The organism is Micromonospora sp. NPDC049201, from assembly GCF_055586805.1.
This window is the reverse complement of the sequence record NZ_JBVJHM010000006.1, coordinates 115881-129047: the sequence shown is the minus strand read 5'-3', so window position 1 is coordinate 129047 and position 13167 is coordinate 115881. Positions and strand designations below refer to the sequence as shown.

At 74.4% G+C, this 13167-nt stretch carries 10 protein-coding genes; 5 read left to right on the top strand and 5 right to left on the bottom strand.

What is annotated here, in order from left to right:
- Positions 1 to 102 precede the first annotated feature (102 nt).
- Positions 103 to 1218 carry a lytic polysaccharide monooxygenase auxiliary activity family 9 protein gene (locus ACZ6O5_RS14715; protein ID WP_465977400.1) on the top strand — a complete coding sequence of 372 codons (1116 nt, stop codon included), beginning with the start codon at positions 103 to 105 and terminating at the stop codon, positions 1216 to 1218.
- A gap of 115 nt (positions 1219 to 1333) precedes the next feature.
- Here the strand turns inward: ACZ6O5_RS14715 and hemQ are convergent, their stop codons facing one another.
- From hemQ to hemE, 3 genes are read right to left on the bottom strand one after another with little or no spacing between them, the layout of a single operon-like run.
- Complete coding sequence (hemQ, locus tag ACZ6O5_RS14710) at positions 1334 to 2035, bottom strand: hydrogen peroxide-dependent heme synthase (RefSeq protein WP_107159247.1); 702 nt, start codon at positions 2033 to 2035, stop codon at positions 1334 to 1336.
- Positions 2032 to 3441 carry a protoporphyrinogen oxidase gene (hemG, locus tag ACZ6O5_RS14705; protein ID WP_465977398.1) on the bottom strand — a complete coding sequence of 470 codons (1410 nt, stop codon included), beginning with the start codon at positions 3439 to 3441 and terminating at the stop codon, positions 2032 to 2034. The genes hemQ and hemG overlap by 4 nt, the downstream gene beginning before the upstream one ends.
- Before the next feature lie 8 nt (positions 3442 to 3449).
- Positions 3450 to 4541: a uroporphyrinogen decarboxylase gene (gene hemE / locus ACZ6O5_RS14700; RefSeq protein ID WP_465977396.1), complete on the bottom strand. Its 1092-nt coding sequence runs from the start codon at positions 4539 to 4541 to the stop codon at positions 3450 to 3452.
- Between the two features lie 183 nt (positions 4542 to 4724).
- Here hemE and ACZ6O5_RS14695 point away from each other — a divergent pair, with 183 nt between their 5' ends.
- The gene (locus ACZ6O5_RS14695) at positions 4725 to 5297 is read left to right on the top strand and encodes a DUF3000 domain-containing protein (protein WP_281935285.1); all 573 of its coding nucleotides are present in this window, start codon (positions 4725 to 4727) and stop codon (positions 5295 to 5297) included.
- A 98-nt stretch (positions 5298 to 5395) separates the two neighbouring features.
- Here ACZ6O5_RS14695 and ACZ6O5_RS14690 read toward each other — a convergent pair whose 3' ends face one another.
- Together ACZ6O5_RS14690 and ACZ6O5_RS14685 are read right to left on the bottom strand one after the other, a co-directional pair.
- Positions 5396 to 6292 (bottom strand): hypothetical protein, encoded by an 897-nt coding sequence (locus ACZ6O5_RS14690; RefSeq protein ID WP_465977394.1) that lies wholly within the window; start codon positions 6290 to 6292, stop codon positions 5396 to 5398.
- Positions 6293 to 6402: 110 nt separating this feature from the next.
- Positions 6403 to 7692: a S1C family serine protease gene (locus ACZ6O5_RS14685; protein WP_465977392.1), complete on the bottom strand. Its 1290-nt coding sequence runs from the start codon at positions 7690 to 7692 to the stop codon at positions 6403 to 6405.
- A gap of 663 nt (positions 7693 to 8355) precedes the next feature.
- Between ACZ6O5_RS14685 and ACZ6O5_RS14680 the strand changes: the two genes are divergently transcribed.
- From ACZ6O5_RS14680 to ACZ6O5_RS14670, 3 genes are all read left to right on the top strand, one after another.
- Positions 8356 to 9678, top strand: a complete 1323-nt coding sequence (locus ACZ6O5_RS14680) for a ribonuclease D (protein WP_465977390.1) — start codon at positions 8356 to 8358, stop codon at positions 9676 to 9678.
- Positions 9679 to 9784: 106 nt separating this feature from the next.
- Positions 9785 to 10981: a thiolase family protein gene (locus ACZ6O5_RS14675; RefSeq protein WP_465977388.1), complete on the top strand. Its 1197-nt coding sequence runs from the start codon at positions 9785 to 9787 to the stop codon at positions 10979 to 10981.
- Positions 10978 to 13077, top strand: a complete 2100-nt coding sequence (locus ACZ6O5_RS14670; RefSeq protein WP_465977386.1) for a 3-hydroxyacyl-CoA dehydrogenase NAD-binding domain-containing protein — start codon at positions 10978 to 10980, stop codon at positions 13075 to 13077. Before ACZ6O5_RS14675 ends, ACZ6O5_RS14670 begins: the two co-directional genes overlap by 4 nt.
- The last annotated feature ends 90 nt before the right edge of the window (positions 13078 to 13167 follow it).

Here is a 13167-nt window from a genome sequence, read left to right as displayed (position 1 = left end):
TCGTTTTCTGTGGCAGCGTGCGGGTCGAGCCGCCACGCGGGAGAGGGCAACTCCCCACAGTCCGGGCGTCGTGCACCGACACCCCACCCCCGGAGGCTTCCCATGTCCACTCCGTACCGTCGCCGCATACCGCTCGGCGCGGCGATCCTCGGCGTCTGCGCGGTCGTCGCGGCGCTGCTCACCACCGCGTTCTCCGGCCCGGCCTCGGCGCACGGGTCGGTGGTCGACCCGGCCTCGCGCAACTACGGCTGCTGGCAGCGCTGGGGCAGCGACTTCCAGAACCCGGCGATGGCCACCCAGGACCCGATGTGCTGGCAGGCCTGGCAGTCCGACCCGGCCGCCATGTGGAACTGGAACGGCCTGTTCCGTGAGGGCGTCGCCGGCAACCACCAGGGCGCGATCCCGGACGGCCAGCTGTGCAGCGGCGGGCGCACCTCCAACGGCCGCTACAACTCGCTCGACACGGTCGGCGCCTGGAAGACCACGCCGATCTCCAACAACTTCCGGATCAAGCTGTACGACCAGGCCAGCCACGGCGCCGACTACATCCGGGTGTACGTGACCAAGCAGGGCTTCAACGCGCTGAACTCGCCGCTGCGCTGGAGCGACCTGGAGCAGGTCGGCCAGATCGGCAACACCCCGGCCAGCCAGTGGACGCCCGAGACGTCGGGCGTGTCGATCCAGGTGCCGGCGAACGCGCCGGGCCGGACCGGCCGGCACATCGTCTACACCATCTGGCAGGCCAGCCACCTGGACCAGTCCTACTACCTGTGCAGCGACGTCGACTTCGGCGGCAGCGGCCCGTCGCCGACCGCGTCCCCCACCACCTCGCCGACCGCGTCGCCGACGGCCAGCCCGACCACGTCGCCGACCGCCACCCCCACCGGTGGACCGACGACGCCCAACCCGGCCGGCGCCTGCACCGCGACCTACCAGATCACCGGTCAGTGGGGCGGCGGCTTCCAGGCCGAGGTGAAGGTCACCAACGGCGGCGGTGCGATCCGCGGCTGGTCGGTGAGCTGGAACTACCAGAACGGCCAGCAGGTCACCTCGGCGTGGAACGCCACGGTCACCACGAGCGGAACGCTCGTCACCGCACGCAACGTGGCCTACAACGGCGCGCTCGCCCCGGGAGCCAGCACCTCGTTCGGCTTCACCGGCTCGTCGAGCGGGACCAACCCGGTGCCCGGGATCCTCTCCTGCACGACGGCCGCCTGACCGCCAGCCCGCCGGCCTGACCCCGGCCCGCCGGCAAGGAGGGGCCCCCTTTTAACACTCCGGTGTGAGAGGGGGCCCCTTCTCTACCGCAGGCGTTAGAAGGGGGCCCCTCCTTTCACACCAGGCAGGTGACGATGTCGGCGATGGGGCGGCGGCGGCCGGTGTAGAAGGGGATCTCCTCGCGGACGTGCCGCCGGGCCCGGGACGCCCGCAGGTCGCGCATCAGGTCGACGATGCGGTGCAGCTCGTCGGCCTCGAACGCGAGCATCCACTCGTAGTCGCCGAGCGCGAACGAGGCGACCGTGTTGGCCCGCACGTCCGGGTAGCCGCGGGCCATCTTCCCGTGCTCGGCCAGCAGTTCCCGCCGCTCCCCCTCGGGCAGCAGGTACCACTCGTACGAGCGGACGAACGGGTAGACGCAGAGGTAGGCGCGCGGCTGCTCGTCGGCCAGGAACGCCGGGATGTGGCTGCGGTTGAACTCCGCCGGCCGGTGCAGCGCCATCTGCGACCAGACCGGGGTGAGCGCCCGGCCCAGCGTGGTGCGGCGGAACCGCAGGTACGCGTCCTGTAGCGCGTCGCTCGACGACGAGTGCCACCAGATCATCAGGTCGGCGTCGGCGCGCAGCCCGGCCACGTCGTACGTGCCCCGGACCGTGACGTCCTTGCCGGCCAGCTCCGTGAAGAGCGACTCGACCTCGTCGACGACGTTCTCCCGCAGCGACGGCAACGGGCTCGACGCCCGGTACACCGACCACATGGTGTAGCGGATGGTCTCGTTCAGCTCCCGCAGCCGGGCCGCGTTGGTCTGCTCGGTCATGTCGCCGATCCTCCCAGTGCTGTGATGATCTCTTCGGCCGCCGTCTCGCCGGAGCGGACGCAGACCGGAATGCCGACCCCGTCGTAGCCGGCCCCGGCCAGCGTCAGCGTCGGGTGCGCGGCGCGCAACGCCGTCCGTGCCCCGGCCACCCGGCCGGTGTGCCCGGGCGGGTACTGCGGCAGCGCGCCGCCCCACCGCTGCACGTGCCGGGCCACCGGGTCGGGCAGCGACGTGCCCAGCGCCGCCGACAGCTCCCGGCGTACGGTGGCGGCCAGGTCGTCGTCGGTGAGCTGGAGCGAGGTCTCGTCGCCGTAGCGGCCGACCGAGGCGCGCACCAGCGCCAACCCGTCGGGCCGGCGCAGGTGCCCCCACTTGGTGGTGAAGAACGTGGCCGCCTTGATCAGCAGGCCCTCGCCGGCCGGCACCAGGAACCCGGACAGCTCCGGCAGCTCCGGCGCGGGCAGCGCGAGCGTGACCAGCGCGACGCTGGCGTAGTCGAGCGCGCCGACGGTCGCCGCCACCTCGGGCGCCTCGCCGGCCAGCAGCCGGGCCGCCGGCCGGGCCGGCACCGCCAGCACCACCGCGTCGGCGTCCACCAGCTCGGGGTCCCGGGTCGGTCCGACGGTGAGTCGCCAGCCGTCCGGGGTACGCCGCAGTTCCCGCACCGCCGCGTCCTGGCGGATCGTCGCCCCGCTGACCCGCGCCGCCGCCTCGACCAGCGTGCTCAGCCCGCCGGCCAGGGTGCCGAAGACCGGGGCGCCGGGGGCGCGCGGCGCGGCGGCCTGCGCGGCGCGTACCGCACCGACGAGCGTGTGCTCCCGACGGGCCGCACGGGCCAGCGCCGGCATGGTGGTGACCAGGGAGAGGTCGTCGGCCCGGCCGGCGTACACGCCGCCGAGCATCGGGTCGACCAGCCGGTCCACCACGGCGTCGCCGAGCCGCTCCCGGACCAGCCGGCCGACCGCGAGGTCCTCGCCGGGGGCCAGCAGCGGGCGGCCCGCGTCCCGGTCGGCGTCCGCCGCCGGCCGGGCCACCGCCGCCACCTTCGCCAGATCCCCGGGTACGCCGACGAGCGTGCCGCCCGGCACCGGGCGCAGCCCGCCGTCGACAAGCAGGGCGGCCTGCCCGACGGTCGGGTGCACGAGCTGCGCGGCCAGGTCGAGGCGGCGCGCGAGGGTCACCGCTGCCGACTCCCCGCCGGCCGGGTCGCGCATCAGGAACGACTCGGCCCCGAACTCGACCGGCCCGCCGGCCAGCTCACCGGTGCGCAGTTTGCCGCCGAGCCGGCCGGACTGCTCGTACACGGTGATCTCGGTGCCGGCGGGGGCGCGGTCGCGCAACCGGACGGCGGCGGCCAGCCCGGTGATCCCGCCACCGACGATCGCCACCCGCCACGGCCGCGCCACGGCTCCCCCTAGCGGGCCGGTCGCGCGGACAGCTCGTGCACCAGCGCGACCACCCGGGTCAGCACGTCGGGGTCGGTCTCCGGCAGGACGCCGTGGCCGAGGTTGAACACGTGGCCGGGCGCGGCGCGGCCCTGCTCGACGATGCGCCGCACCTCGGCCTCGACCACCGGCCAGGGTGCGAGCAGCACGGTCGGGTCGAGGTTGCCCTGCACCGCCTTGTCCGGCCCGATCCGGCCGGTGGCGACGTCAAGCGGCGTACGCCAGTCGACGCCGACCACGTCGGCGCCAGCCTCGCCCATCGCGGCGAGCAGCTCGCCGGTGCCCACCCCGAAGTGGATCCGCGGCACGCCGGCGTCTTCCAGGCCACCCAGCACGTACGACGAGTGGGGCAGCACGAAGCGGCGGTAGTCGGCCTCGGCGAGCGCGCCGGCCCACGAGTCGAAGAGCTGCACCGCGGAGACGCCCGCCTCGATCTGCACCCGCAGGAACGACAGCGTCACCTCGGCCAGCCGGGCGCAGAGCGTGTGCCACAGGTCGGGGTCGCCGTACATCAGCGCCTTGGTCTTCGCGTGGGTCCGCGACGGCCCGCCCTCGACCAGGTAGCTGGCCAGCGTGAACGGCGCGCCGGCGAAGCCGATCAGCGGGGTGTCGCCCAGCTCGGCGACGAGCAGCCGGACCGCCTCGTCCACGTAGGACACCTCGTCGCGGCCGATCGGGGTGATCCGCTCCACGTCGGCGGCGGTGCGCACCGGTTCGGCCACCACCGGCCCGGTTCCGGGCACGATGTCCAGGTCGATCCCGGCCGCCGCCACCGGCACCACGATGTCGCTGAACAGGATCGCCGCGTCCACTCCGTGCCGGCGGACCGGCTGGAGGGTGATCTCGGTGACCAGCTCGGGTCGGCGGCACGACTCCAGCATCGGCACGCTGGCCCGGATCTCGCGGTACTCCGGCAGGGACCGGCCGGCCTGGCGCATGAACCAGACCGGGGTGTGCGGGACCGGCTCACGCCGGCAGGCGCGCACGAACGGCGAGTCGGCCGGCCCGCCGCGGCGGGGTTCTCCGTCTCGGGCGGCAGTGCCCGTGGTGTCGGTGGTCATCGCCGCAATCGTGCCACGCCCCCCGCCCACCCCCACGCCCCCGCCCCCACATGTGACGTGAAAGGAGGGGCCCCCTGTTAACGCCTCCGGTAGAGGCGGGCGCCCCGCTCAACGCCGAGGCGCCCGCGACGCGCCCGGCGCGGCGTCACCCACCGCGCGGCGGAGGCGGCATAGGCTGCCGGCATGGCCCCCCCGATCGCGCTCCCGGAAACGTTCGCCCGCGCGGTCGCGGGACTGCGGTCGGCCACACCCCGGCCGGAGATCCTGCTGGAGGAGGTCGGCGCTCCGCAGCGGCTGGCCCCGTACGCGTTCGCCCTCTCCGCGGCGGTCATGCGCGACGACGACGAGATCGCCAGCGGCCGGCTGATCCTGCTGCACGACCCGGCCGGGCACGAGGCCTGGCAGGGCACGCTGCGCCTGGTCACGTACGTCACCGCCGAGCTGGAGGTCGACCTGGCCAGCGACCCGCTGCTGCCCGGCGTGGGCTGGGCCTGGCTGACCGACGCGCTGGACGCGCAGGGCGCCGGGCACCGGGCGATCGGCGGCACGGTCACCCAGACGCTCTCCACCCGGTTCGGGGAGCTGGCCGGGCCGCCCGCCGCCGGCGACATCGAGATCCGCGCCTCCTGGACGCCGCTCCGCGCCGACCTGGGGCCGCACCTGCTCGGCTGGTGCACGTTGCTGGCCTCGACGGCCGGCCTGCCCCCACCGGGGGTAACCGCGCTGCCCACCCGCCGCTCCGCCGGCGCCGCCTGACCCGGGCCGCTCGGCCAGCCCTGTCGATCATGACGTCGGCGGCCGCTGTGGAGATCCAGCCGGCCGCCAACGTCATGATCGATCAGGTGGGTGGGGGCTCAGAGGTAGTTCTCGGCCTCGTCGCAGATCTTGTCGAGACCCTTGTTGGCTGCCTCGAAGCCCGCCTTGTCGCCACGAGACGCCGCGGTGATGGCGGTGGTCAGCTTGTTCAGGCAGTTCGCGATGACCTTTTTCTGCCGGGCCTGCTCGTCCCGGTCGTTCTTGGTGCCGGTCAGGTCCTGCTCGGTGTCGGCCAGTCGCTCCTGAACCGCCTTGACCTCACCCTTGAGCTTCTCGATCTCCCGCTGGTTCGCCGAGATGGTGCCGTCACGCTGACTGACCTGCCGCTCGGCGCTGGTCAGCTTGCCGTTGGTGGTGACGTAGAGACCGGTCATCACACCGCCGAGGACGAGGAGCAGCCCGGCGACGAGGGCGAGGATCAGCGTGGTCCGGCCCCGGCCCCGGCCCCGGCCACCGCCGGCCGGTGTACCGGTCGGCGTGCCATAACCGGCCGGGCCGTACGGGGGCGCGGCGCCGGGCGGCCCGGACATCGGCTGGGGGCCGAACCCGGGCCCGGAGACCGGCGGCCCGGACATCGGCTGCGGGCCGAAGCCGGGCGCGGAGACGGGCGGCGCCGACATCGGCTGCGGGGGGTAGCCGGCGCCGGAGACCGGCGGCGCGGACATCGGCTGCGCCGGGACGGGGGCGGCACCCGGCGCGTAGGCACCGGGAGCGGGCCCGCCCGCGCCGTACCCGCCGGAACCGTACGCGCCCGAGCCGGGTGCGCCGGAGCCGTACGCGCCAGGGCCGGACACGGGCGGCTGGGGCCGGGTGGGGTCGGGGTGCGCCGGGCCGTACGGCGGGGGCGAGGGCTGGCTCCCGTACGGGTTGCCGTAGACCGTGCCGCCCGGCGGCTGGGGCGGGTGGCCCTCCGCTCCGGTGGGTGGCTGGGACATGTCGTTCCTCCAGTTGTGCTGGTCCCCGCGGGGTGGCCCGGTGGGCCGGGGTCGAGGGGGCGTGGTCGGGGCCACACCCGCACGGCGCGCGCCGCGCGCTGAGCCGCGAATCAGCAGAGCTTGAAGCGGTCGCAGGCGGTCTTGATCGGCACCGCCAGCCCGATGCCCTCGGCGTCACGGGCCTTGGCCGTGGCGATGCCGACGACCTCCTTCGAACCGTTGATCACCGGGCCGCCGGAGTTGCCGGGATTGATCGGCGCGTCGAACTGGATCACCGGGCCGGAGCCTCCCTCGTCCTTGCGGAACGCGCTCACCACCCCGGTGGTGACGCTGTCCTGCAGGCCGAGCGGGGCACCGACCACCACGATCTGCTGGCCCGACTTCACCGGCGTCCGGGCCGCGACCAGGCCGCCGAACGTCGCGGTGGTGCGCAACCGCGCCAGGTCCTTCTCCTTGTCGGTGTCGATGATGGTCGCCTCGAACCGCTGGTCGGTGCGCTCCAGGAACACCTTGCGCTCGCCGGCGGCGAAGACCGACTCCACCACGTGGAAGTTGGTGAGCAGCGTGGTGCCACCGCCGGCCGGCGCCTTGCCGACCGCGAACGCCGTGCCGGTGAACTGGCCGGCCCGGACCCGGAACACGCTGGGCAGCACCGCGCTCGCCACCGCTTCGGGATTGAACGCGGCGCCGGCCTGCTTCTCCAGGCTTCCGGCGCGCTGCTCCAGCCCGTCGAGCCGGCGGGCGTCCGCGCCCTGAGCCTCGGCCGTCCGCCGGTCGGCGGCGGCGAGTCGGTCGTCGAGCCGGTGGATCTGGTACGCCTGCACGCCGGTGACCACGGCCAGCACACCGGCCAGCACGAGCGCCACCACCGGCAGCCGGCCCCGGCGGCGGGACGGGTCGGGGCCACCGGCGAGCGGCGGCCCGCCGAATCCGGTCTGGCCGGACACCCCGGCCGGATACGCCGACCCCGGTGTGGGCTGACCCGGCCAGGCCGACCCGGAGCCCGACTGATTCGGCCAGGCCGGCCCGGACGTCGGCTGACCGGGGAACGCGGGAGCGGACGTCGGCTGACCGGGGAACCCTGGGCCGGACGTCGACTGACCGGGAGACGCCGGGCTCGGCGTCGGCTGGCCCGGATATCCCGGACCGGACGGCGGCTGACCCGGGCTCGACACCGGTCGACCCGGATACGCCGGACCGGAGACCGGTTGGCCCGGATACGCCGGACCGGAGACCGGTTGGCCCGGATACGCCGGACCGGAGACCGGTTGGCCCGGATACGCCGGACCGGACGGCGGCTGACCGGTCGACGGCGCGGCCGGAACTGGTCGGGACGGGTAGGCCGACCCCGCCGCCGGCTGGCCCGACCAGACCGAACCGGCATTCGGCTGGGTCGGCACGGGCGATGCCGCGGGCGCCCCGCCGAACGGCGGGTGACCGGCGTGGCCCGCCCCGCCGCCCCAGGCCGAATCCGGCGTGGGAGCGCCCCGACCCGGGTCGGGCGTGGCGGCGTCCCAGGTCGAGCCCGGCGCGGCAGCGTCCCAGGTCGAACCGGACGCGGCGGCACCCCGGGATGCTTCAGGCGCGGCCGCGGTGCCCCAGGCCGGACCGGACGCGGCGGCGCCCCGAGCTGCTCCGGGCGCGGCAGTGCCCCGGACCGGTTCCGGCGTGGCGACGCCCCGGGAGAAATCGGGACCGGTGGGCGCACCGGGGAACGGGGCCGCCCGGCCGGACGGAGCGATGCGTGGCGGCAGTGGCCCCGGCCGGTCGGCCGCTCCGTCGCCGCCCTGCCCCGGCACGCCGTCGCCGGTCTCGTACCCGCCTGCCATGATCGCCTGTCCTCCCCCGCCGGCTCCCGCCGGCGCGCCGACCGTTACCCGGCCGCCCCCGCGCCGCCCACGGCTCGATGGACCGTACCGGCGGGAACGGGGTTTGTCTTCCCCGATGTCCGACCCTCTCACCCCCGCGCAACCCGGCGCGTTCCGGACACCCGGCGGACATCTCGTCGACACGCAACGGACCGGCTGCGCGCACCGGATCGTCCGGCCTACTAGGGTTGTCAGGTGACCGACGAACCACCCCTGCGCCGTCGGGCCGCCGAAAGCCGTACGGGAGAGGTGTCTCCGCATCCGTCGACGGCCGTGCCGGAGCCGGCGGGCGCGGGGACCGAGACCGACGCGAGCGCAGCCGTTCCGCTGACCGCACCGCGCGACGGCACCCCCGCGCCGGTGGCCACCCCCAGTGAGCTGGATGCGGTCGTGGCCCGCTTCGCGGCCGGCAACGGCCCGGTGGCCCTGGACGCCGAACGCGCCTCCGGGTACCGCTACAGCCAGCGCGCCTACCTGGTGCAGCTGCGCCGGGCCGGCGCCGGCACCACGTTGATCGACCCGCTGCCGCTGCCCGACCTGTCCGCGCTCGACGCGGCCATCGCCGAGGCGGAGTGGGTGCTGCACGCCGCCAGCCAGGATCTCGCCTGCCTGGCCGAGTTGGGGCTGCGCCCGCGCCGGCTGTTCGACACCGAACTGGCCGCCCGGCTGGCTGGTTTCGAGCGGGTCGGCCTGGCCGCGCTGACCGAACAGCTGCTCGGCTTCAGCCTGGAGAAGCACCACTCCGCCGCCGACTGGTCCAGCCGGCCGCTGCCGGAGTCCTGGCTGACGTACGCGGCCCTGGACGTGGAACTGCTTGTCGACCTGCGCGACGCGCTCGACGCCGAACTCGACCAGCAGGGCAAGTCCGGCTGGGCGGCGGAGGAGTTCGCCGCGCTGGTGCGCAACGGCGCCCGCCCGCCCCGGGTCCGCGCCGAGCCGTGGCGGCGCACGTCCGGCATCCACCGGGTCCGCGGCGCCCGCGCCCAGGCCCGGGTGCGTTCCCTCTGGTACGCGCGGGACCAGATCGCCGCCCGTCGGGACGCCGCGCCGGGGCGGGTGCTGCCCGACTCGGCCATCGTGGCGGCGGCCGAGCTGGACCCGAAGGACGAGAAGACGCTGCTGACCCTGCCCGGGTTCGGTGGTCGCTCGGTGCGCCGGCTGGCGCGTACCTGGTTGGCGGCGTTGGACGACGCACGCCAACTGCCGGACGACGCGTTGCCGGTGAGTCCGACGGTGGAGGGCCCGCCGCCGCCGCACCGGTGGGCGGAGCGTGACCCGGTCGCGGCGGGCCGGTTGGCCCGCTGCCGGGAGGTGGTGGTCGGCACCGCGTCGGCGCACCGGCTGCCGGCGGAGAACCTGATCGCGCCGGACTCGATCCGCCGGTTGGCCTGGCAGCCGCCGGAGGAGGTCACCGACGACACGGTGGCGGAGACCCTGCGCACGCTGGGTGCCCGCGAGTGGCAGCTCGGCCTGCTCCTGCCGGCGCTCACCGAGGCGTTGCGCACCCCCGCGTCCTGAGCCGGCCCGACGCGGGTTGTGAGGTGGGCCACACGGGGGGTGGTGACGCCGCTGGTTACTGGCGAGTAGCATCCGGAGAAATGGCCAGTGCCGAGGGAGGCTCCAAGTGCCCCGTGAAGTCCGAGATGTCGTCTTCGTCGACGGCGTCCGAACGCCGTTCGGCAAGGCGGGTGGGATGTACGCCAACACCCGCGCCGACGACCTGGTGATCCGCTGCATCCGCGAGCTGATGCGCCGCAACCCGCAGCTGCCGCCGGAGAAGGTGGAGGAGGTGGCGATCGCCGCCACCACCCAGATCGGCGACCAGGGCCTGACCATCGGCCGCACCGCCGCCCTGCTGTCCGGCCTGCCCAAGACCGTGCCCGGCTTCGCCATCGACCGGATGTGCGCGGGCGCGATGACCGCCGTCACCACGGTGGCCGGCGGCATCGCCATGGGCGCGTACGACGTGGCCATCGCCGGCGGCGTGGAGCACATGGGCCGCCACCCGATGGGCGAGGGCGTCGACCCCAACCCGCGGATCGTCGCGGAGAAGCTGGTCGACCCGTCCGCCCTGGTGATGGGCGCCACCGCGGAGAACCTGCACGACCGGGTCCCGCACATCACCAAGGAGCGCACCGACGCGTTCGCGCTCGCCTCGCAGCAGAAGACCGCCAAGGCGTACGCCAACGGCAAGCTCCAGGGCGACCTGGTGCCGGTGGCCATCCGCGACGCCGACGGTGGCTGGGGCCTGGCGACCGTGGACGAGGCGCCGCGGGACACCTCGCTGGAGAAGCTGGCCGGCCTGAAGACCCCGTTCCGCCCGCACGGCAAGGTCACCGCGGGCAACGCGGCCGGCCTGAACGACGGCGCCACCGCCGCGCTGCTGGTCGCCGAGGAGACCGCCCGCGAGCTGGGCCTGCCGGTCGGCATGCGGCTGGTGTCGTACGGCTTCGTGGGCGTCGAGCCCGAGGTGATGGGCGTCGGCCCGATCCCCTCCACCGAGAAGGCGCTGCGCATCGCCGGCCTGACCATCGACGACATCGGCCTGTTCGAGCTGAACGAGGCGTTCGCGGTGCAGGTGATCGCGTTCCTCGACCACTTCGGCATCGCCGACGACGACCCCCGGGTCAACGCCTGGGGCGGCGCGATCGCCATCGGGCACCCGCTCGCGTCCTCCGGCGTGCGGCTGATGACCCAGCTCGCCCGGCAGTTCGCCGAGCACCCCGAGGTCCGCTACGGCGTCACCGCCATGTGCATCGGCATCGGCATGGGCGGCACGGTCATCTGGGAGAACCCGAACTGGAAGGGTGAGGACAAGTGAGCGCGCTCGCGGCACCGAACGAGGTCGTCACCAGGGCGCTGCTGCGTCAGGTGGCCGTACCGGGGCTGGACCGCCCGGCCGCCCTGATCACCCTCGACAACGGCTTCGACCACACCAAGCCGAACAGCTTCGGCCCGGGCGGCCTGACCAGCCTGGACGAGGCGATCACCGCCGCCCTGGCGGCGAACCCGGCGTTCGTCGCGGTCACCGGCAAGCCGTACATCTTCTGCGTGGGCGCGGACATCACCAGCCTGCCCCAGCTGGAGAACCGCGAGCAGGCGCTGGAGGTCGGCCGGCTCGGCCACCGGGTCTTCGCCCGACTCAAGGACAGCGACGTCCCGACGTTCGCGTTCGTCAACGGCGCGGCCATGGGCGGCGGCCTGGAGCTGGCGCTGCACTGCCACTACCGGACGCTGTCGGCCGGCGCGGCGGCGCTGGCGCTGCCCGAGGTCTCGCTCGGCCTGGTGCCCGGCTGGGGCGGCACCCAGCTCCTGCCGAAGCTGATCGGCATTCCCGCCGCCACCCAGGTGATCCTCCAGAACCCGCTGATGCAGAACCGGATGCTCAAGCCGAAGCAGGCGGCCGAGATGGGCATCGCGGACGTGCTGCTGGAGCCGGCCGACTTCCTGGAGCGGTCGCTGGAATGGGCCGCCGGCGTGGTCCGGGGCGAGGTCACCGTCACCCGCCCCGAGGTCGACAAGGACATGTGGGCGGGCGTGCTCTACTTCGCCCGGCAGACCCTCGACCAGCGGCTGCACGGCGCGGTCCCGGCCGCGTACAAGGCGTTGGACCTGCTGGAGACCGCGAAGGACGCGGACTTCGCGGCCGGCACCGCGGCGGAGGACGAGGCGCTCGCCGACCTGGTCTTCTCCGAGGAGCTGCGCAGCGGCCTGTACGCGTTCGACCTGGTGCAGCGGCGGGCCAAGCGCCCGGCCGGCGCGCCGGACAAGGGCCTGGCCCGGCCGGTGACCAAGGTGGGCATCGTCGGCGCCGGCCTGATGGCCAGCCAGCTCGCGCTGCTGTTCGCCCGCCGGCTCCAGGTGCCGGTGGTGCTGACCGACCTTGATCAGGCCCGGGTGGACCAGGGCGTGGCCTACGTGCACACCCAGATCGAGAAGGCCGTGAGCAAGGGCCGGATGGACAAGGGCACCGCCGCCAAGCTGTACGGCCTGGTGTCCGGCTCGGCAAAGGCTGACGCGTTCGCCGCCTCGACCCAGGGGCAGCGCACTTCGTTTGCTGACTGTGACTTCGTCATCGAGGCCGTGTTCGAGGATCTGGGCGTCAAGAAGCAGGTCTGGGCCGAGCTGGAGAAGATCGTCGCGCCGGAGGCGGTGCTCGCCACCAACACCAGCTCCCTGTCGATCACCGAGATGGCGGCCGACCTGGAGCACCCGGAGCGGGTCGTCGGCTTCCACTTCTTCAACCCGGTGGCGGTGCTGCCGCTGCTGGAGATCGTCCGCGGCGAGCGCACCGACGACGCCACGCTGGCCACCGCGTTCGCGGTCGGCAAGCAGCTCAAGAAGTCGTCGGTGCTGGTCAAGGACGCCCCGGCGTTCGTGGTGAACCGGCTGCTGACCCGCTTCCTCGGCACCGTCTTCGCCGCCGTCGACGCCGGCACCCCGCTGGACGTCGCGGACAGCGCGCTGGACCCGCTGGGCCTGCCGATGCGCCCGCTCGCGCTGCTCCAGCTCGTCGGGCCGGCGGTGGCGTACCACGTGGGCGGCACCCTGCACGAGGCGTTCCCGGAGCGGTTCACGGTCAGCGAGAACCTCAAGCGGATCGCCGACTCCGGCCAGCCGATCGTGGTCGACGACCAGGTCAACGAGGAGGTCGCCAAGCTGCTCGTGGTCGGCGACCAGCCGCTCACCGCCGAGCAGGTGCGGCAGAACGCGCTCGACGCGCTGGCGCAGGAGATCGGGCTGATGCTCGACGAGGGTGTCGTCGCCGAGGCACAGGACATCGACCTGTGCATGATCCTCGGTGCCGGCTGGCCGTTCCACCTGGGCGGCGTCACGCCGTACCTGGACCGGACCGGCACCTCCGAGCGGGTGACCGGCCGACGGTTCCTGCCGCGCGGTGTGGCCAGCCTGCGCTGACCGGTCCACGCATCGATCGCGGTGCCCGCGCCGTCCGTTTCGGACGGTGCGGGCACCGCGATCGGCGTTCCGGGCCCGGTCACGGGACGG